This is a genomic window from Streptomyces sp. NPDC033229 (assembly GCF_055576875.1).
This window is the reverse complement of sequence record NZ_JBVIQR010000025.1, coordinates 39,612-63,256: the sequence shown is the minus strand read 5'-3', so window position 1 is coordinate 63,256 and position 23,645 is coordinate 39,612. Positions and strand designations below refer to the sequence as shown.

The window sequence follows — 23,645 nt, the reverse complement described above, 5'->3', positions numbered from 1 at the left end:
CTCGGCCGGATGAACACCGGCCGGGCGGCAGGGCTCAGTCGCGCGGGCGGCGCCGCCAGGCGCCGACCAACTGGCCGCCGAAGTAGAGAGCGGAGACGGACGCGAGCAACGGCCGGAGGAACATCACGTCGTCCGACATCCAGCCCCGGACCGCCATCGTGATACAGAGCGGCAGGAAGAGCAGACGCAGCGTCCACCAGTGCCAGGGCTTGCGCACGGTGTAGACCCGGTGGGGTGCCTGTCCGTCGGCGGCGGTGGCCTTCTCCCAGTCGCCCATCGCTCCGGGGCGGGTGAGGATGCGGGCGTCGGGCAGCTCGGTGAGAGCCTCGGCGCGGGTCCCGAACGCCGCGGGCAGGGGCGGCATGCGCAGCGCCGCGGCGAGATCCGCCTGCCGGCGCGGGGCGTCGTCGGAGCCGCGCAGCAGGGCGATGAGCGGACGGATGTCGGCGATGTCGTACGCGGTGGCCAGCGCCTGGGCCGTGGCCGTCACCTCGTCGAGGCCGGGTACGGGGGCGGCCGGATCCCACTGGTGCTCGGCCAGTGATTTGCCCTGGTGCACCAGGGTGAAGCCGTGCCGGTCGCCCGACCGGTGGAGTATCAGGGCGGGCCACCGCTCCCGGGTGGTGAAGGTGCCCGCCGCGGTGACGAGCCGGTCCCGGGTGTGCAGCGAGCCGCGGCGCGCGGGGTCGGGGTGGAGCGCTATCTCGACCAGTGTGTGCCAGCCGTTGGCGGCCGTGGCCATGCGCAGGGGCGGCCCGGTGGTGGGGCTCGCCTCGGCGACCGTGTCGAGGGTCGCGGCGACGACGGCGAGGGAGCAGTGCGCCGCCGCCGGATACGGATCGCCGGTCGCCGTCGCACCGGCCGGCGCGGGGACGGCCGCCGGGGTCGGCAGCGGGGGCCGGCCGAAGAACGGGGTGGTCCCCGCGACCTGCATCCGCACTCCGGTGCGGTATTCCAGGAACTCCTGGCGCGGGTCCCCCACATAGGCCCAGGGGAACTCGGTGGCGTGCACGCCGATGGCCCGGAACTGTTCCAGCGACTCGGCCCAGCGGCCGGCGTTGGCCAGCATCAGGGCGAGATGGTTGCGTACGTCGGCGACCTCCGGGTCGCCCGCCTCGTAGTGCGCGACCATGTCGAGGGCGCGCTGGATCGCGGCATCGATCCGGGCCGGGTCGATCGGCCCGTCCGCGACGGCGGAGGCCACGACGACGTACTCGACGGCCGCCTGGAGCGGCAGCGACTGCAGCTTGGACAGGGGCAGCGCCTCGTCGGCGGCGCGCTCCGCGAAGGCGAACATCTCCTCGTGCGAGCCGTACCACTTGTCGCACAGATACTGCAGGGCCGTCGAGTGACAGCCGAAGTGATGGGGGGAGCGGGCGGTGGCCTCCTTCCAGTAGCTGTCGAAGATCTCACGGGGCGCCTGGCAGCCCCGGGCATGCGTGAGCGCGATGCGCCAGGGGACCGGGTCGGCGGGGTTGAGCTCGATGGCCGCCCCGATCACCGGGACGGCGTCCTCCAACAGCGCGAAGAAGCCGCGAAACCGGTCCTCGCTCACCTCGTCGGCCCGTGCCGAGCTGCGGATCTCCCACGCCTGCCGGATGCACAGGTCCGCCTTGACCAGCATGGCGTCCGGGTCCTCGGGCGCCGCGGACAGCCAGGCGTCCAGCCAGCCGGGGTTGTGCAGCGCGAAGGAGGCCAGGTCCGAGACGCAGGCGTCGCGGCGTTCCCACTGCATGTCGAGCCGTGTGGTGGCGAGGAGTTCACGGGCCGCACCGAAGTCGCCGGAGGCGGCCGCGGCGAAGGCGGTGCGCAGCGGCGCGTCCGGGGCGTCGACGACGACGGCCTCGTCGGGCGGCAGCCCCACGCTCAGGGCGGAGGCATGGCGCGCCATGCGCGGGTAAGTGATCAAGGAACGCGGAGAGAACATAGGGTCCCTATTAAAGGATGTATTCCCGCATTCACCCAATCAAATAAGACCGCCCAGGGGCCCGATGGCCCCGGGACGCCGACCGCGGACCGGCCTTATCCGGTCGTCGGACGGTGGGCGGCCTCCTCAGGGGTGCGGTCCTCGGCCGGGGAGTCGCCGCGCAGGGGGACCTCACGGATGAACCAGGCGGTCGCGAAGGCGATCACCGACGCGACGGCGGCACCGACGAGGATGCCGTGCAGACCACTGGTGACGGCGGCCCGGTAGGCGTCGCGGACGGGAGCGGCCATGTCCCGCACCAGGGCCGGAGTCACGTCACCGGCTCCGGAAGCCGCCCGATGCCCGGCCTCGGAGCCGGGCTTCCCGGCCAGGCTCGCCTCCATACGGCTCGCGTAGACGGCACCGAGCAGCGCGATGCCGAGTGAGCCGCCGATGGTGCGCATCAACGTGACTGTTCCGCTGGCGGCACCCATGTCACGGGGGTCGGCGCTGTTCATGGTGATGAGCATGGTGCTCTGCATCAGCAGGCCCATGCCGAGCCCGGTGACGAGGGTGAGCGCGGAAGCCACGGCCGTACCGGTGTCGACGTCGAGCAGCAGCAGGAGGAGCGAGCCCACGGTCATGGCGGCACCACCGAGGATCGGGTAGACGCGGTAGCGGCCGTTGCGGCTGACGAGACGGCCCGTCGTGAGCTGGGCGCCGAGCATGCCGAACATCAGCGGGAGCAGCAGCATGCCGCTGGCCGTCGGGGACGTGCCCTGCACGAACTGCATGTACTGCGGAAGGTAGTTCGTCACCGAGAGCATCACCGCTCCGATGAGGAAGCTGAGGATCTGGGCCAGGGTGAAGTTGCGGTCGCCGAACAGCCGGGGCGGGATGACCGGCTCCTCGGCACGCCGCTCGGTGTACACGAACCCGGCCAGCGTGAGGACACTGACGGCACCCAGGGCGAGGATGACCGGCGAGGACCAGGCGTAGCTGGTGCCACCCCAGCTGGCGAGCAGCGTCAGCGCCAGGATCCCGGCGGTGAGCAGGCCCGCTCCGGCGTAGTCGATCCGGGCCTTGATCCGCTCGGTGCGCAGCCGGATCCCGCTGCCCACGATCAGCAGGGCGGCGGCTCCGATGGGCACGTTCACGTAGAAGGTCCAGCGCCAGCTCAGGTGGTCGGTGAGAAAGCCGCCGACCAGCGGGCCGCCGATGAAGGCGACCGGCATCATCGCGCCGATCATCGACTGCAGACGGCCGCTCTCCCTCGGCGGCACCAGCACGCCGATGATCGACAGGGCGCCGACCATCAGCCCGCCCGCCCCGATGCCCTGTACGGCGCGGAACGCGATGAGCTGGCCCATGTCCCGCGCGAGCCCGGCGAGCATCGAGCCGGTCAGGAAGAGTACGACGGCGGTCATGAAGGCGCCCTTACGGCCGTAGAGGTCGCCGAGCTTGCCCCAGATGGGGGTGGTGGCGGCAGTGGTGAGCAGATAGGCCGTCACCACCCAGGACAAGTGGTTCAGTCCGCCGAGCTCGCCGACGATCGTGGGCAGCGCCGTGCCCACGATCAGGCCGTCCAGCATGGCCAGGAACATGCCGAGCATCAGGCCGAACACGCCGAAGTAGATGCGGCGTGCCGGTGGTTCGTCCCGTTCCGTCTCCTGTGTCGGACTGTGGACGTCGTGTTCGTGCATCGCTGATCCCCCTGGCAGTGATGGGCGGCCGAGGCCGTGACGTGAGTACGTCAGGCCTCGCCGTGTACGTCGTATCGAGTCGCGTACAACGTACACACCGCTGTGTACGCTGTCTACTGGAGATACGATGTACACACACCAGCTAAGGAGCCCGACCCGTGACCGACCGGAAGAAGGGCGAGGAAGAGGCCCCGGTCTCCCTCTGGGAGCGGCTCGAACGCCCCTCGCCCACCCCACGGGCAGCAGCCCTGACGCCTCATCGGATCGCCACCGTGGCCGTCGGCATCGCCGACACCGAAGGTCTCGACGCCGTCACCATGCGGCGGCTCGCCACCGCCCTGGGGGTCGCGCCGATGGCCGCCTACCGTTACGTGTCGGGCAAGGACGACGTCCTGGCGCTGATGGTCGACCACGTCTACGGAGAGCTGGAGGTCCCCGCCGCCACCGACTGGCGGCAGAGCATGCGCGCGCTCGCCCTCAACACACGGGCCCTGATGCTCGAACACCCCTGGCTCACCCGGCTCTCCGAACCGCAGACGGTGCTCGAGCTGACCCCGAACCGGATGGCCGTGACGGAGCGGGCCCTGGCAGCCCTCGACGGCCTGGGCCTGGACGCCGACACGATGATGTCCGTGCTGCAAACCGTCTCCGCGTACACCTACGGCAGCACCCACTCCGAGATCGCCCTACGGCAGCTGATGGAGGGTCAGGGCTGGTCCAGCGGCCACGAGGTGAGGACGGCGCTGGCTCCCCAGATGATGTGGCTCATGAGCACCGGCCGCTATCCCGCCTTCCAGCGCTACGCCCGGGGAGCCCGCCGTAAGGACGACGCGCAGTGGCGCTTCGAAACCGGCCTGGACTACGTCCTGGACGGCATCGCGGCCCGCATGGGGGGCTGACCGCAGCCCGTCTGATCGCCTGTGGACACCGGGGGCGGGGTGGGCCGACAATCACCCCATGACGTCTCCCGATTTCCGTACGCAGGTGAGCCGGCGACCGTCGGAGGCGGAGCGCGACCGGGCGCTCGAGGTGCTGCGGGCCGGCACCGGCGAGGGCCGGCTCTCGCACGACACGTTCATGCACCGCATGCAGATCGTCCTCACCGCCCGCAGCCGGACCGAGATCGACGTCATCGTGGCCGATCTGCCGGCCCGCAGAAGCCTCTCGGACGCCATCGTCCGCGCGGTGGCGCGTTTCTCGGCCCTCGGGGTCCGTCTGCGCGAGGCCCGGCACCTGGCACGCCTGCCCGGACTGCGCCTTCCCGCACCGGACCCGAAGCCGCTCTGCATCGGCCGTTCCCCGCTGTCGGATCTGCGCTTCGACCACGACACGGTCTCCCGTCGGCATGCCGAACTGCGTTATGTGAGCGACTCCTGGCGGTTGTCCGACCTGGGCTCACGCAACGGCACGTACGTCAACGGCCTCCGCATCGCCGGCACCGTGTGCGTCCGTCCGGGCGACCACGTCGCCTTCGGCAGCCTTCACTTCCGTCTGTCCGCGTGAGCCGACCCGCTTGCGTGAGCCGGTCCCGCCCGGCGGTCAGGCGGGCGGCTTCCACAGCGTCAGCGTGCCTGAATGAGGTTCTCCTTCGAGGTCATCGTGCACAGCATGTCTCCCTCCCTCAGGACTCCCTCCTTGTTCATGGCCTCGTAATCCCCACTCATCGACGCGATCGGTCCAAGTGGGGTGCCGTCGGGCCCCGGACGGACGACGATGTCCGCCATGACGACCTCCTCGCGTGCCCGTTCCTTCGACGCGGCCGCCGCCCGCTACGCGGCGCACCGCCCCTCCTATCCGCCCGCCCTCCTGGACGCCGTCGAGGAGCTTGCCGGGCGCCCGCTCGCCGGGGCCCGCGTCGCGGACGTCGGGGCGGGCACCGGCATCGCCACCCGCCTTCTGCGAGCCCGCGGCGCCGACGTCGTCGCCGTCGAGCCCGGTGACGGCATGGCGGCACAGTTCCGCCGGGCCCTCCCCGACGTGCCGGTCGTGCGCGGCGACGGCGACCACCTGCCGCTGGCCTCCGCCTCCGTCGACTTCCTCACCTACGCCCAGGCCTGGCACTGGACGGACCGGAGCCGATCGGTCCCCGAAGCGCTCCGCGTCCTGCGCCCCGGCGGCGCGCTCGCCCTCTGGTGGAACGATTTCGACACCGCCGTCCCGTGGATCGCCGACCAGGCCATCCGTCTGCGCCACTTCTTCGGCGAGGCCGAGAGCACCCGGTTCGCTCCCGTGCACCTGCGCCTCCCGCCGACCGGGCTCGGCCTCGTCAACCGCCAGGTGCACTGGTCCCGCCGCGTGCCGATCGACGTTCATCTGGGCAATCTCGGCAGCCATTCCGCCTTCCTCGTCATCGGTAGCGAAGCCGCCGACGCCTTCCTCGCCGCCGAGCGCGACCGCCTGACCGGCCTCTTCCCGGACGGCATGGTGGAGGAGAGCTATACGGTCAGCCTCAGCGTCGCGCGCACCAGCGGCCCGTCCCGGGGCGGCAGGCCGTGACCGCCCGCGCGATGAGGTGGACGCCCCGGCGCCATCGGTGCGATCGTCGGCGATCGTGAAGCACGGTTTCCTGGCGCTGGCGCCGCAGTACACCCCGACCCGCGAACTGCTCGCGTCCTCCGCCCGGCGGCGGGGCATGGGCGTCGAGCTCCTCCCCGCCCGCGGCGGTGTGGCAGACACGACGGCGGAGGAGAACGGCGGGCACTACTACGGCGGCCCCGTGTTCGCGGCGGGCGTCGTCGACGAACTCGCCGTCGCCCTTCTCGAACCGGACGACGACTGGCTGGCCGGCCTGCCCCACGCGTACACCCGACGGCACATCACCACGTCGACCCTGGGCGAGGCACGCCGTCTGTCCGAGCCCGCCTTCGTCAAGCCGCCCAGCGACAAGAGCTTCCGGGCCGCCGTCCACGACACCGGCGGCTCCCTGCCCGAGGGCCCGGAGCTGCCACCGGAATCGCCGGTGCTGATCAGCGACGTGGTGACCTGGGCGGTGGAGTTCCGGCTGTTCGTCCTGGACGGCGAGGTCCGTACGGGTTCGCAGTACGCCACCTACGGCCGTTCCGATTCCGTGCCCCTTGACGGACACCACCATCGCGACGCCGTCCTGGAGTTCGCCGACGACCTGCTGGCCACCTGTGGTGACAGCCTGCCCAGCGCGGTCGTGGTGGACGTCGGCCTGCTGACGACCCCCGAAAACGGCGCGGGCTCGGACTGGGCGGTCGTCGAGGCGAACATGGCGTGGTTCAGCGACTGCTACGCCGCCGACCCCGACCGGGCCCTGGACGTCGTCCTGCGTGCGGCCGGTCCACGGGCACGGATCGCCGACCGGGACCGCCCGTTCTGCCGGAACCGCGGCGACGCCCGCCCGCCTGCTCGACGCACGCCCTGACCGCCGCCCCGGCGGCACGGAGAACGACGTTGCCTTTCCCGTTTGCCTTTTCTGAGGCCGTTTTTGATGCGCTCGAGATCCGATGCCTTGAGAAGCGGAATCGCGGGCACCCGCTGGGGGACCGATCTTTTCGCCCGACTCACCGAGTCCGATTCACCGAGGAGGAGACGTCATGTCACAGATCGAGGAGTCCGTCGAGGTCGCCGTTCCGGTCACCACGGCCTACAACCAGTGGACCCAGTTCGAGGACTTCCCCCGGTTCATGAAGGGCGTCGAGCGGATCGAACAGCGCACGCCGACCCTCACCCACTGGGTGACGAAGATCGACGGCGTCACCCGGGAATTCGACGCCGAGATCACGGAACAGATCCCTGACGAGCGCGTGGCCTGGACGAGCGTGTCCGGCGAGGTCCGTCAGGCAGGTGTGGTCACCTTCCACCGCCTCGACCCGGCACGCACCAAGGTCATGCTGCAGTTCGACCACGCCCCCGAAGGCATCGTCGACACCGTCGGCGACAAGCTCGGCTTCGTCCGCCGCCAGGCCAAGGACGATCTGGAGCGCTTCAAGACCTTCATCGAGTCCCGTGGCACCGAGTCCGGCCAGTGGCGGGGCACCGTCGTCTGACCCGCCGGTTTGCGTCAAGGAGGGCCGGGTACTCGATGGCTCGGCCTTCCGCCACGGCGGGCCGGGCCCACGGGCAAGCGGTGATCAGGAGGAACGATGGACCGGGGAAGCAGCAAGCACGGCGCCAAGCGGGACGACGAACTGAAGAAAGAGGTGCAAGGCCTGACCCGCTCCGGGAGGCCGACGCGCGCCCAGGAGTGGCGCGAGGCGGAGGCTCCGCCGGCCGAGGAGGCCGCGGGGGAGGAGGGGACCGCCCCGGGAGAGGGCAAGAGCGGTAGGTAAGCGCCCCCTGGACCCGTGAACGGGCCGGGGGCCGAGTCGGCGAACACCGTCAGACAAGCAGCTTCTCCGGGTGGAGAGGCAGGTCGCGGACGCGTACGCCCGTCGCGTGGTGCACCGCGTTGGCGATCGCCGCGGCCGTGCCCACGATGCCGATCTCGCCGATGCCCTTGCTGCCCATGGGGTTCAGATGAGGGTCGTGCTCGTCGATCCAGTGCGCCTCGATGTCGCGGATGTCCGCGCAGGCCGGCACGTGGTACGCGGCGAGGTCGCGCTCGGCGAAGTCACCGAACCGGGTGTCCAGGGTGCTGCCTTCGAGGAGCGCCATTCCCACCCCCATCACCATCCCGCCGATGAGTTGACTGCGCCCGGTACGGGCGTTGAGGATCCGGCCCGCGGCGAAGACGCCCAGGAGACGGCGGACGCGGATCTCGCCGGTGTCGGCGTCGACCCGCACCTCGGCGAACTGCGCGCCGAAGGAGGACTTCGCGTACGGCGGCTCGGACTCGATGTCGTCCGAGGTGTCGGCGGTGGCCGTCAGACCGCCGGGCGGGGGCGTCCCCCCGTGCTCGCCGATCAGGTCCACCAGGGCCCGGCAGGCCTTGTGCACCGCCCACCCCCAGGAGGCGGTCCCGCAGGAACCCCCGGCGAGCGGGGCGGCGGGCAGGGCACTGCTGCCGATCTCGACCGCGACGCGGTCCATCGGCACGGCGAGCGCCTCGGCCGCGATCTGCGCCAGCACGGTACGGGCGCCCGTACCGATGTCCGTGGCGTTGACCCGTACGCAATAGCGGCCGGCCCCGTCCACCCGCACCTCCGCCGACGAGGGCGCCACGTAGACGGGATAGCAGGAGGAGGCCACGCCGATACCGATGAGCTGGCGGCCCTCGGCGCGTGAGCGGGGGCGCGGATCACGCTCGTGCCAGCCGAAGCGCCGCGCGCCCTCCCGCAGACACTCCACCAGGTGTCGGCTGCTGAACGGTTTCCCGCTGTCCGGCTCGGTCGCCGTGTCGTTGCGCACCCGCAGTTCGACGGGGTCCACCCCGGTGGCGCAGGCGAGTTCGTCCATCGCGCACTCCAGCGCGTACATCCCCGAGGCCTCGCCCGGGGCCCGCATCCAGGACGGACTGGGGACGTCGAGCTCGACGACCCGGTGGGTGGTCCGGCTGTGCGGCGAGACGTACATGGTCCGCGAGGGGGTGGCGGCCTGTTCCACGAACTGCCGGACGGTGGAGGTCTGAGTGGTGACCTCGTGCGCGAGGGCGCTGATCGTCCCGTCCTCGCCCGCGCCGAGCCGGAGGCGCTGGACGACTGGCGGTCGATGACCGACGACGGCCGCGAGCTGCGCCCGCGGCAGCGCGAGCTTGACGGGTACCCCGGTGTGCCGGGCGGCCATCACGGCCAGGACCACCTGCGGGCGGGGCGTGCCTTTGCAGCCGAAGCCGCCGCCCACGTGCTCGGAGACGACGGTGATCCGCTCCGTGTCCATGCCGAAGAGCGCGGCCAGTGTCTGCTGGACGGTGGTGGCGCCCTGGCTGGAGTCGTGGGCGAAGAGGTGGTCGCCCTCCCACCGGGCGCTCGTGGCGTGCGGTTCCATGGGGTGGTTGTGCAGACCGGTCATGGTGTACGTGGCATCGACGCGCACGGCGGCCCGCGCGTACGCCGCGTCGAAGTCGCCCCACTCGCGACTGCCGGGAAAGCCGCCGTTGGCCTCGTCGGGGGTGTAGAGGCCCGGGTGGTGGGGGGTCAGCGCGGCGTCGTGGTCCTCGGCCGCGTACGTGACCTCCACCGCGGCGGCCATGGCGCGCGCGGCCTCCAGGCTGCGGGCGACCGCCAGCGCGACGTACCAGCCGCGGTGCGGCACGCGGTCGTTCTGCAGGACGAGCAGGGTTGCGTCGTCCACGTCCTTCAGCCGCGGGGCATTCTCGTGGGTCAGGACGGCGAGGGCCCCGGGCTCGTCCATCGCCCGCCCCGCGTCGACCGAGACGATGCGCCCCCGGGCGATCGTGGCGGGAACCGGCCAGGCGTAGGCGGTGCCGGGCGGGGTGTGTTCGGCGGCGTACCGGGCCGCCCCGGTGACCTTCTCGCGCCCTTCGACGCGTACCGGGCCGGGCGTACTCGTGGTGCTCATGAGGTGGTCCCCTCGGTGACTGCGGCGGTGCCGCCGAGACCGGCGAGTCCGCTGAGGACGCGCACGGCCAGATGGCGCGCGAGGGGCACCTTGAAGGCGTTGTCGCGCAGTGGCTCCGCGGCCGCCAGCTCGGCGTCGGCGGCCCGGGTGAAGGACTCCTCGGTGGCCCGGGCCCCCCGCAGCGCGTCCTCCGCCGCGCGGGCCCGCCACGGCTTGTGGGCGAGACCGCCGAACGCCAGCCGAACGTCGTGGACGGTGCCCTCGCGCACATCGAGCGCGGCCGCGACGGAGACGAGGGCGAAGGCGAACGAGGCGCGGTCGCGCACCTTGCGGTATCCGGAGCCGCCCGTCGGCGGGGGCGGCAGCTCGACGGCGAGGACCAGCTCGCCGTGGCGGATGACCGTGTCCAGGTGGGGTTCGTCGCCGGGCAGCCGGTGGAAGTCCGTGAGGTCGACCGTCCGCTCGCCCTCCGGTCCCCGCAGGTGCACGACGGCGTCGAGCGCCGCGAGAGCCACGGCCATGTCGGACGGATGCGTGGCCACACAGGCCTCGGAATGGCCGAGCACGGCGAGGTCACGGTGGACACCCTCGCGGGCCGGGCAGCCACTGCCCGGAACGCGCTTGTTGCACGGCTTTCCGACGTCCTGGAAGTACAGGCAGCGGGTGCGCTGGAGCAGGTTCCCGCCCGTGGTGGCGGCGTTGCGGAGCTGGCCGGACGCGCCCGCCAGCACCGCCTGGGACAGCGCCGGGTAGCGGGTGCGTACGGCCGGGTGGGCGGCGAGGTCGCTGTTGCGGACGCCCGCGCCGATCCACAGGCCGCCGCCCGCCGTCTCCCGGATCTCCGCGAGGGGCAGCCTGCTGACGTCCACCAGCAGACCGGGGGACACCACGCCCAGCTTCATCAGGTCGACCAGGTTCGTACCGCCGCCGAGGAACACACCGTCAGGGCAGTCGGCCAGGGCCGCGATCGCCGCGTCCACGTCCTCGGCGCGTGTGTAGGCGAACCTCCTCACCGCGTCACGTCCTCGATCGCGCCGACGATGTTCGGGTACGCACCGCACCGGCACAGATTGCCGCTCATCCGCTCACGGATCTCGTCGGGGGAGAGGGGGACGGCCGGGCCGGGAGGACCATCCGTCAGGGGGGTGACGTACGAGGGATGACCCGCCGCGGCCTCGGAGATCGCCCCGACCGCCGAGCAGAGCTGCCCCGGGGTGCAGTAGCCGCACTGGAATCCGTCGCGGTCGACGAAAGCCCGTTGGAGCGGATGCAACCCGTCACCGGCCTGCCCCGCCAATCCCGCCAGTCCTTCAACGGTCGTGATCTCGGCGTCGTCGTACGCGACCGCCGGCAACAGGCAACTGTTCATACGCCGCCCGTCGACCAGCACGGTGCACGCCCCGCACTGTCCGTGATCGCACCCCTTCTTGGCACCGGTGAGGTCCAGGTGCTCGCGCAGGGCGTCGAGCACGGTCGTCCGGTTGTCGAGGGTCAGCCGCCGGGGCACGCCGTTGACCCGGAGGATCACTGTCGAGGTGGTAGTCCGGTCAGGATCGCCGGACCGGCCCGGACCGGGGGGCCGGTCGGGGGCGGGGTGCGTTGCCACGGTGCCTCGCCTTTCGCTGGTGTCCCATCAGCACCGTGACGAGGTCCCCGGTTCCCCGGCGCGCGTAAACGCACCGGGGAGGGACGACACCCATTCGGCCCGCCTCGCGGCAGCCCCGGGGCCGCACCCTTCCGACCTCCGGCTACGCCTGCTCGGCGGCGGCCCGGAGCGCGGCCACATCGAGCTTCTTCATGCCCAGCATGGCCTTCATGGCCCGCTGGGAGCGCCCCTCGTCGGGATCGGCCAGCAACTCCTCCAGGACAGCGGGGACGACCTGCCAGGACAGCCCGTACTTGTCCTTCACCCAACCGCACGGGCCCTCCTCACCCCCCTCGGAGAGCTTGGCCCAGTAGTAGTCGACCTCGTCCTGATCGGCGCAGTCGATCTGGAACGAGATCGCCTCGTCGAAGGTGAACTCGGGGCCGCCGTTGATCGCGGTGTACGGCTGACCGTCGAGAGCGAACTCGACGGTCATGACGGTGCCGGCCGGCCGTGGGCCGGCCTCGCCGTAGAAGGTGACATGCCTGATCTCGGAGTTCGGGAACACCGAGACGTAGAACTCGGCGGCCTCCTTGCCCTGGGTGTCGAACCAGAGGCTGGGGGTGATCCGGGGCATGACACTCTCCTGAGTCGTCGGCGTTACGGCCCTGATGCCTCTTTCCACCGTGGCACCGGACGGACACCGTCGCTACCGCGCGCGCCGGGATGGTGTCACTTCAGCGCGCTGCGCTGCTGCCACTGCTCCCAGTTCTCCTGCCAGACCTCCAGGCCGTTGCCGACATCCGTCTTCTTGGTGCTGGTGGTGCCCTTGACCTCGACGGTGGAGCCGATGGACAGGAAGTCGTAGGCCCTCTTGGCGTCACTGGTGGTCATGCCGAAGCAGCCGTGGCTGTTGTTCTCCACGCCGATGGAGTTGTTCCAGGGCGCCGAGTGCAGGAAGGTCCCGGAGGCGGTCAGATGGGTCACCCACTTCGCGTCCAGCATCCACTGCTTGCCGTATCCGATGGTGGCCGAGTCCATGGTCTCCGCGGCGTTCTTGCTGCGTACCGTGTGGATGCCGCCGCGCGTGGGGTCGGTGGGGGAGCCCGCCGACCCCTTGATGTCGCCGATGGGCTTGCCGTCCTCGTACATGGTCAGGGTGTGGCCGGGGACGTCGATGACGGCCTTGCGGTCGGCGCCTATGGTGAAGCCGAAGTTGTAGTTCCGCGCGAACCAACCGCCCTCACCGGAGTTGATTCCGGACAGCGAGCCGTTCACGGAGACCTTGGTCCCGCTCGGCCAGTAGGTCTTGGGCCGCCAGTCGATCCGGTCCTGGCCCGAGTAGTCCTTGACCCACCCCCAGGAGCCTTCCACCTTCGGCTGGGTGGTGACCTTCAGGGACTTCTCGATCTCGGCCCGCTTGCTGTCGTCCACCGGCTTGTCGAAGAGGATCGAGACCGGCATGCCCGTACCGACGGTCTGCCCGTTGCTCGGCGTGTTGGTGAGCTTGTTGACCGTCGGCGCCTGCCGTGTGGTGAAGGTGGCGGTCGAGGACGACTCCTTGCCCTTGCCGTCCTTGCCGCCCTTGGCCGTGGCCCGGACGGTGTACGTGGTCTGGGGGCCGGCCTTGCCGTCCGAGGCCCAGGAGGAACCGTCGGCCGCCAGCTGCCCTGTGACCTTGTTGCCCTTGTCGTCCTTGACGTCCACCTGGGTGAGCCGTCCGCCGTCCGCCTTCACCGCTATCGGTGAGCCGAGCGCGACATCCTTGCCGCCCGCCGGACTCACGGTGATTTTGGCTTCCGACCCCCCGTCGGAACCGGAGCCGCCCCCGCACGCGGTGAGCATCATCGAGCCCGTGAGAGCGGAAACCAACAGTACGGAGCGACGGCTCGATCCGAGGTGCACGTCAGTCGACCTTTCCAGCAACAAGAACAAGAGCGGTGGGTCACGGCCTCGGTGACCCACCGGCGCGGCGGCAAACGCCGTCCACAGCTCTACAGATGAGCTGCGCGCTTGTGCGGTTGCATGGAGAAAGAAACCTTTGTGCGACGGTTGGACCGGAGTGTCCGCCTCCGCCGGCCGACGGCCGGTTCTACGCGGTGAATTCCGTGAGATCGATGGAGTGGACGACCAGCGGGATGTCGTACTCGGGATGCGTGATCTCGCGCTCCTGCGTCATGCCGAGCTTGCGCAGCACGTTCCGAGAGGCGTCGTCGCCCGGCCGGGACACGCTGATGACACGGTCGAGCCCACGCTCCTGCAAGGCGAACTCCAACGTGGCCTGGGCCCCTTCGGACGCGTAACCCTGGCCCCAGAACTGCCGTCCGAGCCGCCAGCTGATCTGGACCTCGTGCTCCAGCCCGGGCAGCGAGACGGGGACGGAAAGACCGACGCACCCGGCCAGTTCACCGGAGGCGAGCAGCTCGACGGCGAAAAGGCCGAAGCCCTCGTCGTCCCACTCCTCCTCCCACCTCTCGATGTCCTCGGCGGTCTCCTCCAGGTCCCGGACCGAGCCGTCACCGACCCAGCGCATGACCTCCGGATCGGCGTTGATGTCGGCCATCGGGCCGAGATCGTCCTCGCGCCAGCGGCGGAGCATCAGTCGGGGCGTTCGAATCTCTGTCACGGCGATCATCCTGCCGACAGGAGGCGGACAAAGCCAACCGGGACGCGCCACCGTGCCCCGGCACCGCCGTGTGACGTCATCGCCGCCATGCCTTCCGACGGCTGTTCCGGTGTGACCGGCGCCGTCTCCGGGTGAGGCATCGAGTGCCGCGCGCCTCATCGTCATCCACCTTCACCACGGTGCCACCGTGGAATCGCGTACTGCTCCGGAGATCCGACACCGCATGCCCACCTCCTTCAACCAATCCGTCATCGAGGAGTTCCGAGCCAACGACGGAAAGGTCGGCGGCCCCTTCGAGGGCGGCGACCTCCTCCTTCTCACCACCACCGGCGCGAAGTCGGGAGAGGAGCACATCGTTCCGCTCGGTTACGTCCGCGTCGGCGGCCTGCTGCTCGTCATCGGCTCCGCCGCCGGCGCGCCCCGTCACCCCGCCTGGTACCACAATCTGCTCGCCCACCCGCTGGTGCGGGTGGAGCTCGGCACCGAGGAGTTCGAAGCGATCGCGGTGCCCGCCGAAGGCACGCGGCGCGACCGCCTCTTCGCGCAAGTGGCCCTGGTGGAACCGGGATACGCCGACTACCAGATGCGCACCACCCGGCTCCTGCCGGTCGTGGCGCTGGAGCGTACCGAAATCGAGCCGGGGGAGGGGCCGGGCGAGGTCGCCACCCTCGCCGACAAGCTCCTGGAGGTCCACACCTGGCTGCGCGCACAGCTGCGGCATGTGGCCGCCGAGGTCGACGCCCACTTCGCCGCGCGGGCGGACCGTACCGGCCCGGCGAACCCCCTGCGCCCGGGCTGGGACTGCAGATACGGCAGCACTGCCTGGCGTTCTGCCAGTCCCTGGAGTTCCATCACACCGGTGAGGACGCGTATGTCTTCCCCGCACGCGCCAGTCGTCACCCCCATCTGGCAGCCGTGCTCGACCGGCTCCGTGACGAACACCGGACCGTCGCACGCCTCCAGGGCGAGCTGGTCGCCTTGCTGGCCGACATCGGCGGCGCCGACCCCGTGCGCTTCCGCACCGAGCTGAACCGCATGGCACGCGAGCTGACGGCACATCTCGACTACGAGGAGGAGTCGCTGATCCCCGCCCTCGCCCCGATCCCGTTCCCCCCGGCGCCCGCCGCGACCGACACCGCGACCGCCTGACGGATCACACAAGGGGTGGCGGTCCGCTGTCGCCCCTTGTGGCCGTCGGGTGGGTCCGGGTGATCGGTCCGGATCCACCTTTTCCCAGGGGCGCGCCGTGCCGGCGAACCCGTCACCACCCGACTCGCGGTGGAAACAGCCCCACCGCTACGCGTCAGCTCGGCTCGAGCGCCCGGATCCGATGATCGAGCTCCCGCTGGTAGAAGTCGATGAACCCGTCCGGGTCCGGGCCGGCGTTCTGCATGACCAAGTGGTCGAAGCCGGCGTCGACGTACCCCTGCGCGGCCTCGACGTAGCGGGCGGGATCCGGGCCGCAGGCGAACTGCTCGAGGATGTCCTCCTCGCGGACGGTGCTCGTCGCGGCGTCGAAATTGGCCGGGTTGGGCAGCTCGCTCATCACCTTCCAGCCCGTCACAGCCCAGCGTGAGGTCTCCAGCACGGCCTTCGCGGCGGTGTGTTCGTCGGCCGCCCATGCCATGGGCACCTCGGCATAACACGGTCCGCTGCCACCGGCCTCGCGGTAGTGCCGGACGAGCTCCGACTTCGGTTCGGTCGCGAACAGCCCGTCCCCGAGCTCGGCCGCGATCCGGGCCGCCGCCGCCCCGCCGGCTGCCACCGGGATCAGCGGCAGCTGCTCCGGCAGGTCGAAGACCCGCGCGTCCTCCAGCCGCAGGTGCTTGCCTTCATAGGAGCGGTAGCCACCGCGCCACAGCGACCGGATGATCTCCAGCGCTTCGCGGAGCATCTCGTGGCGCACCCGGACAGAGCCGGCGAACCCCGGGCCGATGACGTGTTCGTTGAGCCGTTCCCCGGACCCGACACCGAGGGTGAAGCGGCCGTCACAAACCAGGGCGAGCGTCGCGGCGGCCTGAGCGATGATCGCCGGGTGGTAGCGCACCGTCGGGCAGGTCACGCCCGTCACCAGGCCGATCCGCTCGGTCTTCACCGCGATCGCCCCCAGCACCGTCCAGGTGAACGGCGAATGCCCCTGGTTGTCCAGCCAGGGGTGGAAATGGTCACTCATCTCCACGAAGTCGAAGCCGGCCTGCTCGGCCCGCACGGCCTGCCGGATCAGCTCACCCGGCCCGAAGGACTCCGTCGCCAGCTTGTAGCCGACCTTCATCTGCCTCACTCCTTTGGCTCGTGCGTCATGTCCGATGAGTCCCCCGTCGCCTGACGCGTTCCCCGGTCGGCGCGCGGCAATGACCGGGCGGCGCCGTTGATGACGGGGCGAGCCCCCGGCCGTCGCCGCTCGCGTCGGCCGGGGTGGGAGGGGTTACGGCGGTCTATCGGCCGTTCCCCGCGGCGGCCTTGTGGTTCTTGTGGCTGTCGTGACAGATGCCGCCCTGTACGAGACCGAGGTGCATGGCGACGGTGGGCCGGAGCTTCTTCGCCAGGTGCCGGACCTTCTCGTTGTGGCCGTACTTGATCTCGTGGTCGATCAGGTCCAGGGTCTTCTCGTGCCCGGCGGCCTGTGCCTTGAGCCATGCGATGTCGTACGCCTTGGTGTGGGCCTTCGCCCGCAGCTGCGCGAGCTGCTTCTTCTGCTCGTCGGTGGGGGAGCTCGGCAGAGAGGTCCCCACCTTGTCCGCCACCCTCTTCACCTCGTCGTCCATCTTCATGTGGTCGCGGAGCAGCACCTTGGCGACCCGCTTCACACAGGACGTGGTGGCGTTCTTGCCGGCGTCCTTCGCGGTGGCGATCTCGGCCAGATTGCCCCGGTGAGCGGTGCGCAGGAAGGTGTCGTCGGCCGAACTGGTGCGGGGACAGGTGGCCAGGGCGGGGCTGATGGCCGCACCGCTCACGGCCAGTACCGCCACCGCCGTGGCCAGCTGGTGTCGCATACGCATGGGTTGCTCCGTTCGTTCTCGGGCTGACGGCGCGCGCGACGATGGATGCCGGGCTGGCCGCCGTACGGTGCCGGGTCACGCGGGTCGCTGATGCGGCGGCCCGGCGACAACATGCCTGCCACCGCGCCGGGCCAGCGCGCGCAGCATCCCGCGAACGGCGCAGCGGGCGCACCCGGGTGGCTCAGTCGACGGGCGTCCGGCTCACCGGATGGTGCCCTTGACCGGTGCCGACACCCCGCACGCCGGCCTCAGTCGCGGTCGACGTGCTCGCGGAGGATCTTGCGGTGGGTCGCGTCGATGTCGAAGGTGGTCTTGTTCCAGTCGCCGGTCGTCACGACGTCGACGGACCAGATGACCTTGCCGGCGTCCGTGTCGTCGAGCTCGACGGCGGTGACCGTGCCCTTGGTCCTGCCGAGGGCCGTCGCGGCCGCGTCCCGCGGTGAGACCTTGGCCTTGCTCAGACGGTCGGCCAGCTCCTGCTTGTCCCCGTCGTCCTGGTCCGCCTTCGCCTGGGACTCGAGGACCTTTCCGGAGACGGCGTCGACGCGGACGACGTGGGCGGTGCCGTCCGGGGCCGCCACCTCGGTGTGCCACTGGGGACCCGCCCCGGCGGCGCGCTTCAGCTCCACGGAGACCAGCCTGCTGCCGGGGACCTTCTCCGACGCGGCGTCCGCGGCGCGCTTGTAGCCGACCTCCGCCGCCGGCACCAGTGCCTTGCGTTCGGCCTGGTCCTCGGTGAGCTGTCCCGTGGCCGTCGCCGCGTCGGCGGACGGCGTGGACGACGTGGCGCTGCTCCCGCCGCCGTCACCGTCACCGTCACCGCACCCCGCCACCAGTGCGAGCGAGAGGGCGAGCCCGCACAGCGCGACGGGGCCGCGACGGCGCCCGGAGCGCGGGCCGCCGTGGATGTCGGATGCCGATCCGGAGGTATCGTCCATGGGCACACGTGTTGCCCCGGCTCATCCCGGTCATGCCCCCTCCCGTGGGGAATCACCCGACGGTGGGCGGCGGTGCGCGGGCTCATCCGGCGTTGTCGACGCGGAGGCGCACCTGCTCCTCCAAGCGCTCCAGACTCCGTTCCAGCGCGGTGCGCACGGTCTCCTCACCGGGATCGTGCCGCTCGTCGAAGAAGGACAGATGGACCGTCACCTCGCTCGCGCCGACTCCGACGCCGGTGACCTGGAGCCATCCGGCGTAGCTCGAGCTGTCCCGTGTCCCCCACTCCAGCCGCAGCCGGTCCGGCTGCGTGCGGAACAACGCGGCCGCGTCCTCGCCGGTGCGGTCCTCGTGCACGGTCACGGCCGGGAGCCCCTGCGCCTCCTGCACATGCAGGTCCGACGGCAGCCAACTGGCGAGCCGGCTCACCGTGCTCGCCTGATCGAAGACATGCTCAGGCAGCGCGGGCATCGTACGGGAACGCTCGTAATCGCTCATGCCACACCCATCGTCGGTCCGGAACCTTCCTTGACCCGCCTGCCCCGTCGACGGCACCCGAGGCGCGAAACCACCCGTTCGCTGCGGACCGGTCCGTCCTTCGGCCCCGCACGGGTCGCGGCCGGTTTTCGTGTCCCGGCCACCCCCCTCACGAAGGGATGTGGGCGATACTGGCCACCGGCGGCGGAAGGCGGGGGCGAGTCCATGGATGGGCCACACGAGGTCAGGGCGGGCGACGAAGCGCCCGGAGGCGGCGTTCTCGACATCCGCCCCTGCGCGGACCGGCCGGGAATGTCCGCCTCGGGCGAGATCAGCCTGACGTCGCAGACGGAGTGGGAGGACGCGTTGGAAGGCCTGCTCTCGTCCGGCGGGGACGCCTACCTGGAACTGTCGGCCGTCACGTTCGTCGACGTCGCCGGCACCTCCGCCCTGGCCCTCACGGCCCAGCGGCTCGGCCGCGCCGGCCGGCGGATCGTCGTCCACGGACCACCGCCGTCGTTGCGTCGCGCGTTGGAGATGTTCTGGTCCGATCTGACGGTGATCGAGGTAACGGGATGACAGGCGTGACGGTCAGCGACGAGGCGTTCGTACACCCTGCCCTCTTCTACCGCGATGACACCGAATACCTGACCGCCACCGTGCCCTTCATCCGGGACGGACTGGCCGCGGGGGAGCCGGTGGCCGTGGCCGTCCCCGAAAGGAACCTCACGCTGCTCCGGGAAGCCCTGGGCGAGCACGCCGACTCGGTGCGCCTCATCGACATGCAACAGGCCGGGCGCAATCCGGGCCGGATCATTCCGCGTGTCCTGCGCGCGTTCGCCGACGCCCATCAGGGCCGTCATGCGCGGATCATCGGAGAGCCGATCTGGGCCGGCCGCACCGCGGCGGAGTACCCGGCGTGCGCGCAGCACGAGGCGCTGATCAATTACGCGTTCACGGGACGCGACGTCACCATCCTGTGCCCCTACGACACCGGCCGGCTGTCCGCCGCCGTGCTGGCCGATGCCGAGGCCACCCATCCCGTCGTCGTCAGCGGCGGCCTGGAGCGGACCAGCGACGCCTACGCGCCCGACCGCGTCATCGCCCGGTACAACGAGCCCCTGCCCCTGCCGCCCGGAGTGTCCGCCTTCACCTTCGACGCGGAGAGCCTCTCCGACGCCCGGCACTTCGCCGCCGGACTCGCCACGGGGTTCGGGCTGCCCGACGGCCGCCACAGTGATCTGGAACTCTCGGTGGCGGAGCTGACCACCAACAGCGTGGTGCACGGCGGCGGTGCGGGCACCCTGCGGGTCTGGGCCGAGGGCGACCACCTGGTCTGCGAGGTCGAGGACGGCGGACACATCAGCGCCCCCCTGGCCGGCCGCTGTCCGCCCCCGCCGACCCAGCCCGGTGGCCGGGGCCTGCTCATGGTTCACTACGTCACCGACCTGGTCCGCACCCACACCCGTCCGCAGGGCACCACCACTCGCTTCTACCTCCGGCGTTGACCGGCCACGACGCGAGCACCGTCACCGTCGGCGTCGAGGGGCCCGGCCTCGTGGTCCCTCTCCCCCCGAACCGCGGACCGGGGGCATTTGTCCTGCTGTTCACCCGTCATATCGTCATGTCCTGATACGGGTCGGTAGGCGACCGCCGGACACCGGTCGGCGGCACAAGCCCCCGAGGCGCCAGCGCCCTGCCGCGCGCGCCGTGCGCACGAGCAGTGCGCCGCGCGCTGGATCATGCGCACGGGGTGTCTTTTCCCCTCATGTCCCCCTCGTGCGTCCCACAAGACGACCCCCGCTGCAGATTTCCCCAAGGAGATCGACTGCGACCCTACTGTCTGGACATGGGACACACCGCCTCGGAACCGGCACATCCCGCCGGATACCGCGAACTCGTCACCCGTCCCCTGCTGATCTGGGCGGCGGTCATGACCACCGCCCGACTGCCCGTCGCCATAATGCCGCTGGCCTGCGTCTTCCTCGTCCGCGAGGAACCCGGTGGCTACGCACTGGGCGCATTTCTCGCCGCGGCGTTCACGCTGGGCGAGGTCGTGGGCGGGGCAATCCTCGGGCCACGGCTACGACCCAAACGCGTCGTCGGCCAGCTGGCCTGCGGGCTCGGCGGTGGAGCCGTCGCCTTCGCGGCGCTCGGCATGCTGCGGGGCGCTCATCCGGTGCTCCTGGCGGCGCTCGCCGCTCTGGCGGGCGCCGCCCCGGCCGCGAGCCCCGCGGGTCTGCGCACGCTGCTCACCACCCAGGTGCCCGCACAACTGCGCCCCCGCGTCCTGAGCGCCGAGACCATGCTGGCCTACACCACCTCGGCCGTCGGCCCGGCACTCGTCAGCTGGCTGGCTCTGGATTTCGCCTCCTGCGCCCCCCTGTGGGTGGCCGCCCTGCTGGCCTTCACCGCGGCCAAGGCGCTCCGCGCGCTGCCGATGCGATGGGAGTCCGAAGAGACGACCCGCACCGGCCCCTCACTCCTGCGGTGCGTTCTCCCCGCCTGGCCCGCCTATCTCGCGGGCGCCGCCGCGCTCATCCTGTTCGCCCTGTCGGAACTGGCGCTGCCCGCGCTGATGGAGGAGTGCGGCGCGCCCATCGGCTGGGTGGGCCCCATGCTCACCATGCAATCGGGCTTCGCCGTGCTGGGCGCCATGATCTACGGGCTTCGGCGCTGGCCGGGCCACCCCCAGCGGCAAGGGCTCGTCCTGGTGCTCGGCATCGCGGGCTGTGTGATGTCCGCGGCCCTCGGCCACTGCCTCGCGGCCATCGTGGCCGCGCTGGCGGTCGCCGGAGTGCTGTACGCCGGCGCCCAGGTCACCCGGCACATGGCGGTGCGCGAGAGACTGGAGCCCGCCGCACTGGCCGCCGGCTACTCGGTGATGGGGGCGATCGCCGCCATCGGTTACGCGGGCGGCGCGACCCTGGCGGGTGCCATGCTCAGCTCCACCACCCCCACGTTCACTCTTCTCACCGGGGTGGCCGTCGCCTGTGTCCTCCTCGCCATCGGCGCACTGGGCGACCGACGCCGCCGCGACCCCCCCGCCCAGGAGGCCGCCGCACCGGACCAGGAAGAGCCGAGAGTGCCACGTCAGGCGTTGGGCGGATCCCCGGACACCGCGCGGACCCACCACGACCCGTGAGGGAGGGTCTGCGGTGGCCGCGACCGCATCACGCGCCGAGCAGGTCGAGGATGTCGTCGGCGTGCTCCTCTTCCTCCTCGAGGATGGACTCCAGCAGTCGGCGCGTGGTGGGGTCGCGGTCCGCCAGCCAGCGGACGATCTCCTGGTAGCTGGAAATGACGATCCGCTCGGCGAGCAGATTGTGTTCCAGCATCTCCTTCAGATCGCTCGCCGACGGGGTGGTGTAGTCGGTGTGCGCACGCCGGGCCAGGGTCGCCGGGTCGAAATCCGGCTCGCCACCGAGCTGGGAGACGCGCTCGGCCGCCCGCATGGCGTGCTGCATCTCCTGCGCCGCGTGCTCGGTGAACTCGGCGGCCACCTGCGCCCGGTCGATGCCGGTCGCCGAGATGGCGTGCCGCGTGTAGCGCAGCCAGCACACCATCTCCGTCGCGATGACGTCATTGAGGATGTCGATCACCCGTTCGCTGTCGACGCCGTACGAGTCGGTGACGGGCCCCGCCTCCATCTTCCGCCGTGCGTCCTCGCGGATCCTGGTGACATCCAGCACGAAGTCGTCGCTCATGCCCAGCCCTCTCTGCTCGCGGCGCGCCCCGCTTCCGGCGCTCGGGAAGATGAGGGTTCCCCCGGGGCGGGGCGCAGCCACGCGGGCCGGCCCAAGATGACCGGTTCGCCGCAACGGGCGGCGGGGGTCAGTCGCGCACGGGGACCTTGTGGGCCACCGCGGTGACGTGGAGTTCACCGTGGTCGACGATGTCGCCCAGCGCGATGGTGCGATAGGTCGTGGCACCCGGCGGCGTCACCCGCAGATGGTCGGCGCGCCGGGCCTCGGTGCCGGAGTGGGTCCAGGCGACGTTGGCCTGCGCCGCCTCACCCGGACGCAGACGGATGACCTTGTTACCGGGGTCGTCCGCGTACCAGGTGCTGCCCCGCACCGTGCGGGTGGGCAGCGAGGCATGACGGGCGTTCTCCAACCCCAGCCCCGGATAGCCGCGCAATGCGCAGAGGCGGCCGGAGGTGTTCCTCAGCTCCAGCGTGCCGCCGGCGTGGTTCATTCCGCCGCCGAGCCGGTCGCGGAAGGAGATCCGCAGGTCGGAGGTGCCGCATGTGGCGACCGCGGGCGGGGCGGACGCTTCCGCCGGAGCGGCCTGGGCGGCCCCCGCCCCGGCCGCCACGGCGAGCGCCGTGCTGATCGCGGCGGCGGTGGCGACGAGTGTGGCGGTGGTGGGACGTATCACGAGCGTGTCCTTTCCACGGGCGCTGGACATGTGTCGTCCTGGCACGGCCCGGCGCACGCCGGGCCAACTGGCCGCCTACCCGCCGGGCGCGCGGGCGAACACGGGCGAATCGCGCCGACCTCGCGCCCCGGAGGACGCCGGAACGAACGTGACGCTGGCCCGCTCGGCACCCTGGGGGGCGAGCGGACCGACGCGGTGTCCGGGACATGCGCGGGGCACTCAGCCCAGGATGTGCACCTCGGTGCTGTTCGTCCCCGTGCGGCTCTTCTTGACGGCCACGAGGTCCGGGCGGCCGTCACGGTTCCAGTCGGCGACGGAGAAGTCGAACGTTCCGTCCGTCTCATGGAGTGCTGTGCCGGTCTGGAGGTTGAAGCGTTGGAAGTTGCTGGCGCCGGAGAGGATGTGGACTTCGGTGCTGTTGGTGCCGGTTCTGTTTTTCTTTATGGCGACGAGGTCGGGGCGGGTGTCTCGGTCCCAGTCGGTTATGGCGAAGTCGAACGAGTCGTCTGTTTCGTGGAGTGCTGTGCCGGTCTGGAGGTTGAAGCGTTGGAAGTTGCTGGCGCCGGAGAGGATGTGGACTTCGGTGCTGTTGGTGCCGGTTCTGTTTTTC

25 protein-coding genes and 1 pseudogene are annotated in these 23,645 nt (G+C 71.1%); 10 read left to right on the top strand and 16 right to left on the bottom strand.

Annotated elements, in window-relative coordinates; genetic code table 11:
- Positions 1-34: 34 nt before the first annotated feature.
- Together ACZ53N_RS22125 and ACZ53N_RS22120 are read right to left on the bottom strand one after the other, a co-directional pair.
- Entirely contained in the window at positions 35-1,891 is a 1,857-nt protein-coding gene (locus ACZ53N_RS22125) for a hypothetical protein (protein ID WP_469142545.1), read from the bottom strand.
- A 131-nt stretch (positions 1,892-2,022) separates the two neighbouring features.
- Complete coding sequence (locus ACZ53N_RS22120; protein ID WP_469142544.1) at positions 2,023-3,609, bottom strand: MDR family MFS transporter; 1,587 nt, start codon at positions 3,607-3,609, stop codon at positions 2,023-2,025.
- 158 nt (positions 3,610-3,767) lie between these two features.
- On the opposite strand from ACZ53N_RS22120, the gene ACZ53N_RS22115 reads away from it, so the two are divergent.
- Positions 3,768-4,508, top strand: a complete 741-nt coding sequence (locus tag ACZ53N_RS22115) for a TetR/AcrR family transcriptional regulator (protein ID WP_469142543.1) — start codon at positions 3,768-3,770, stop codon at positions 4,506-4,508.
- A gap of 58 nt (positions 4,509-4,566) precedes the next feature.
- Entirely contained in the window at positions 4,567-5,112 is a 546-nt protein-coding gene (locus tag ACZ53N_RS22110; protein WP_469142542.1) for an FHA domain-containing protein, read from the top strand.
- A gap of 59 nt (positions 5,113-5,171) precedes the next feature.
- Here ACZ53N_RS22110 and ACZ53N_RS22105 read toward each other — a convergent pair whose 3' ends face one another.
- Positions 5,172-5,333 carry a hypothetical protein gene (locus ACZ53N_RS22105; RefSeq protein WP_469142541.1) on the bottom strand — a complete coding sequence of 54 codons (162 nt, stop codon included), beginning with the start codon at positions 5,331-5,333 and terminating at the stop codon, positions 5,172-5,174.
- Here ACZ53N_RS22105 and ACZ53N_RS22100 point away from each other — a divergent pair.
- From ACZ53N_RS22100 to ACZ53N_RS22085, 4 genes are all read left to right on the top strand, one after another.
- Complete coding sequence (locus ACZ53N_RS22100) at positions 5,332-6,105, top strand: class I SAM-dependent methyltransferase (RefSeq protein WP_469142540.1); 774 nt, start codon at positions 5,332-5,334, stop codon at positions 6,103-6,105. The genes ACZ53N_RS22105 and ACZ53N_RS22100 overlap by 2 nt on opposite strands.
- A gap of 55 nt (positions 6,106-6,160) precedes the next feature.
- On the top strand, positions 6,161-6,997 hold the full coding sequence (locus ACZ53N_RS22095; RefSeq protein ID WP_469142539.1) for an ATP-grasp domain-containing protein: 837 nt from the start codon (positions 6,161-6,163) through the stop codon (positions 6,995-6,997).
- Between the two features lie 172 nt (positions 6,998-7,169).
- Positions 7,170-7,622, top strand: a complete 453-nt coding sequence (locus ACZ53N_RS22090; RefSeq protein WP_469142538.1) for an SRPBCC family protein — start codon at positions 7,170-7,172, stop codon at positions 7,620-7,622.
- Positions 7,623-7,718: 96 nt separating this feature from the next.
- Positions 7,719-7,904: a hypothetical protein gene (locus tag ACZ53N_RS22085; RefSeq protein ID WP_469142537.1), complete on the top strand. Its 186-nt coding sequence runs from the start codon at positions 7,719-7,721 to the stop codon at positions 7,902-7,904.
- 49 nt (positions 7,905-7,953) lie between these two features.
- Here the strand turns inward: ACZ53N_RS22085 and ACZ53N_RS22080 are convergent, their stop codons facing one another.
- The 6 genes from ACZ53N_RS22080 to ACZ53N_RS22055 form a co-directional block, all read right to left on the bottom strand.
- On the bottom strand, positions 7,954-10,032 hold the full coding sequence (locus ACZ53N_RS22080) for a xanthine dehydrogenase family protein molybdopterin-binding subunit (protein ID WP_469142536.1): 2,079 nt from the start codon (positions 10,030-10,032) through the stop codon (positions 7,954-7,956).
- Positions 10,029-11,045 carry an FAD binding domain-containing protein gene (locus tag ACZ53N_RS22075; protein WP_469142535.1) on the bottom strand — a complete coding sequence of 339 codons (1,017 nt, stop codon included), beginning with the start codon at positions 11,043-11,045 and terminating at the stop codon, positions 10,029-10,031. Before ACZ53N_RS22075 ends, ACZ53N_RS22080 begins: the two co-directional genes overlap by 4 nt.
- Complete coding sequence (locus ACZ53N_RS22070) at positions 11,042-11,560, bottom strand: 2Fe-2S iron-sulfur cluster-binding protein (protein ID WP_469142534.1); 519 nt, start codon at positions 11,558-11,560, stop codon at positions 11,042-11,044. The genes ACZ53N_RS22075 and ACZ53N_RS22070 overlap by 4 nt, the downstream gene beginning before the upstream one ends.
- Before the next feature lie 220 nt (positions 11,561-11,780).
- A complete protein-coding gene (locus tag ACZ53N_RS22065; protein ID WP_469142533.1) occupies positions 11,781-12,254 on the bottom strand; it encodes a VOC family protein in 474 nt (157 codons plus the stop codon).
- Positions 12,255-12,349: 95 nt separating this feature from the next.
- Positions 12,350-13,402 (bottom strand): L,D-transpeptidase, encoded by a 1,053-nt coding sequence (locus ACZ53N_RS22060; RefSeq protein WP_469142532.1) that lies wholly within the window; start codon positions 13,400-13,402, stop codon positions 12,350-12,352.
- 307 nt (positions 13,403-13,709) lie between these two features.
- The gene (locus ACZ53N_RS22055) at positions 13,710-14,243 is read right to left on the bottom strand and encodes a GNAT family N-acetyltransferase (RefSeq protein WP_469142531.1); all 534 of its coding nucleotides are present in this window, start codon (positions 14,241-14,243) and stop codon (positions 13,710-13,712) included.
- Positions 14,244-14,466: 223 nt separating this feature from the next.
- Here ACZ53N_RS22055 and ACZ53N_RS22050 point away from each other — a divergent pair.
- A pseudogene (locus ACZ53N_RS22050) lies at positions 14,467-15,392 on the top strand (nitroreductase/quinone reductase family protein).
- A 154-nt stretch (positions 15,393-15,546) separates the two neighbouring features.
- Here ACZ53N_RS22050 and ACZ53N_RS22045 read toward each other — a convergent pair.
- The 4 genes from ACZ53N_RS22045 to ACZ53N_RS22030 all read right to left on the bottom strand — a co-directional run bounded on the left by ACZ53N_RS22045 (position 15,547) and on the right by ACZ53N_RS22030 (position 18,676).
- Positions 15,547-16,515, bottom strand: coding sequence for a TIGR03557 family F420-dependent LLM class oxidoreductase (locus ACZ53N_RS22045; protein ID WP_469142530.1), 969 nt, complete (start codon positions 16,513-16,515; stop codon positions 15,547-15,549).
- A gap of 163 nt (positions 16,516-16,678) precedes the next feature.
- Positions 16,679-17,242 (bottom strand): DUF4142 domain-containing protein, encoded by a 564-nt coding sequence (locus ACZ53N_RS22040; RefSeq protein ID WP_469142529.1) that lies wholly within the window; start codon positions 17,240-17,242, stop codon positions 16,679-16,681.
- 248 nt (positions 17,243-17,490) lie between these two features.
- On the bottom strand, positions 17,491-18,180 hold the full coding sequence (locus ACZ53N_RS22035) for a PepSY domain-containing protein (RefSeq protein ID WP_469142528.1): 690 nt from the start codon (positions 18,178-18,180) through the stop codon (positions 17,491-17,493).
- Positions 18,181-18,262: 82 nt separating this feature from the next.
- Positions 18,263-18,676, bottom strand: coding sequence for an SRPBCC family protein (locus tag ACZ53N_RS22030; protein ID WP_469142527.1), 414 nt, complete (start codon positions 18,674-18,676; stop codon positions 18,263-18,265).
- 204 nt (positions 18,677-18,880) lie between these two features.
- Between ACZ53N_RS22030 and ACZ53N_RS22025 the strand changes: the two genes are divergently transcribed.
- The 3 genes from ACZ53N_RS22025 to ACZ53N_RS22015 all read left to right on the top strand — a co-directional run bounded on the left by ACZ53N_RS22025 (position 18,881) and on the right by ACZ53N_RS22015 (position 21,800).
- The gene (locus ACZ53N_RS22025; RefSeq protein ID WP_469142526.1) at positions 18,881-19,234 is read left to right on the top strand and encodes an STAS domain-containing protein; all 354 of its coding nucleotides are present in this window, start codon (positions 18,881-18,883) and stop codon (positions 19,232-19,234) included.
- Positions 19,231-20,163 (top strand): anti-sigma factor RsbA family regulatory protein, encoded by a 933-nt coding sequence (locus ACZ53N_RS22020; RefSeq protein ID WP_469142525.1) that lies wholly within the window; start codon positions 19,231-19,233, stop codon positions 20,161-20,163. The genes ACZ53N_RS22025 and ACZ53N_RS22020 overlap by 4 nt, the downstream gene beginning before the upstream one ends.
- Positions 20,164-20,504: 341 nt before the next feature.
- Positions 20,505-21,800, top strand: coding sequence for an MFS transporter (locus tag ACZ53N_RS22015; RefSeq protein ID WP_469142524.1), 1,296 nt, complete (start codon positions 20,505-20,507; stop codon positions 21,798-21,800).
- 28 nt (positions 21,801-21,828) lie between these two features.
- Here the strand turns inward: ACZ53N_RS22015 and ACZ53N_RS22010 are convergent, their stop codons facing one another.
- The 3 genes from ACZ53N_RS22010 to ACZ53N_RS22000 all read right to left on the bottom strand — a co-directional run.
- Positions 21,829-22,362: a ferritin-like domain-containing protein gene (locus ACZ53N_RS22010; RefSeq protein ID WP_469142523.1), complete on the bottom strand. Its 534-nt coding sequence runs from the start codon at positions 22,360-22,362 to the stop codon at positions 21,829-21,831.
- A 127-nt stretch (positions 22,363-22,489) separates the two neighbouring features.
- Positions 22,490-23,035, bottom strand: coding sequence for a DUF4232 domain-containing protein (locus tag ACZ53N_RS22005; RefSeq protein WP_469142522.1), 546 nt, complete (start codon positions 23,033-23,035; stop codon positions 22,490-22,492).
- 219 nt (positions 23,036-23,254) lie between these two features.
- Positions 23,255-23,645 (bottom strand): FG-GAP repeat domain-containing protein (locus ACZ53N_RS22000; protein ID WP_469142521.1); only part of this gene is annotated, 391 nt, incomplete at its 5' end.

What these genes read in the sequence shown, in the direction of transcription:
- ACZ53N_RS22125 (WP_469142545.1), bottom strand. Translation starts at nt 1,891, where the DNA reads ATGGCGCGCCATGCCTCCGCCCTGAGCGTGGGGCTGCCGCCCGACGAG.
- ACZ53N_RS22120 (WP_469142544.1), bottom strand. Translation starts at nt 3,609, where the DNA reads ATGCACGAACACGACGTCCACAGTCCGACACAGGAGACGGAACGGGAC.
- ACZ53N_RS22110 (WP_469142542.1), top strand. Translation starts at nt 4,567, where the DNA reads ATGACGTCTCCCGATTTCCGTACGCAGGTGAGCCGGCGACCGTCGGAG.
- ACZ53N_RS22100 (WP_469142540.1), top strand. Translation starts at nt 5,332, where the DNA reads ATGACGACCTCCTCGCGTGCCCGTTCCTTCGACGCGGCCGCCGCCCGC.
- ACZ53N_RS22105 (WP_469142541.1), bottom strand. Translation starts at nt 5,333, where the DNA reads ATGGCGGACATCGTCGTCCGTCCGGGGCCCGACGGCACCCCACTTGGA.
- ACZ53N_RS22090 (WP_469142538.1), top strand. Translation starts at nt 7,170, where the DNA reads ATGTCACAGATCGAGGAGTCCGTCGAGGTCGCCGTTCCGGTCACCACG.
- ACZ53N_RS22085 (WP_469142537.1), top strand. Translation starts at nt 7,719, where the DNA reads ATGGACCGGGGAAGCAGCAAGCACGGCGCCAAGCGGGACGACGAACTG.
- ACZ53N_RS22080 (WP_469142536.1), bottom strand. Translation starts at nt 10,032, where the DNA reads ATGAGCACCACGAGTACGCCCGGCCCGGTACGCGTCGAAGGGCGCGAG.
- ACZ53N_RS22065 (WP_469142533.1), bottom strand. Translation starts at nt 12,254, where the DNA reads ATGCCCCGGATCACCCCCAGCCTCTGGTTCGACACCCAGGGCAAGGAG.
- ACZ53N_RS22045 (WP_469142530.1), bottom strand. Translation starts at nt 16,515, where the DNA reads ATGAAGGTCGGCTACAAGCTGGCGACGGAGTCCTTCGGGCCGGGTGAG.
- ACZ53N_RS22040 (WP_469142529.1), bottom strand. Translation starts at nt 17,242, where the DNA reads ATGCGTATGCGACACCAGCTGGCCACGGCGGTGGCGGTACTGGCCGTG.
- ACZ53N_RS22035 (WP_469142528.1), bottom strand. Translation starts at nt 18,180, where the DNA reads ATGGACGATACCTCCGGATCGGCATCCGACATCCACGGCGGCCCGCGC.
- ACZ53N_RS22030 (WP_469142527.1), bottom strand. Translation starts at nt 18,676, where the DNA reads ATGAGCGATTACGAGCGTTCCCGTACGATGCCCGCGCTGCCTGAGCAT.
- ACZ53N_RS22025 (WP_469142526.1), top strand. Translation starts at nt 18,881, where the DNA reads ATGGATGGGCCACACGAGGTCAGGGCGGGCGACGAAGCGCCCGGAGGC.
- ACZ53N_RS22020 (WP_469142525.1), top strand. Translation starts at nt 19,231, where the DNA reads ATGACAGGCGTGACGGTCAGCGACGAGGCGTTCGTACACCCTGCCCTC.
- ACZ53N_RS22015 (WP_469142524.1), top strand. Translation starts at nt 20,505, where the DNA reads ATGGGACACACCGCCTCGGAACCGGCACATCCCGCCGGATACCGCGAA.
- ACZ53N_RS22010 (WP_469142523.1), bottom strand. Translation starts at nt 22,362, where the DNA reads ATGAGCGACGACTTCGTGCTGGATGTCACCAGGATCCGCGAGGACGCA.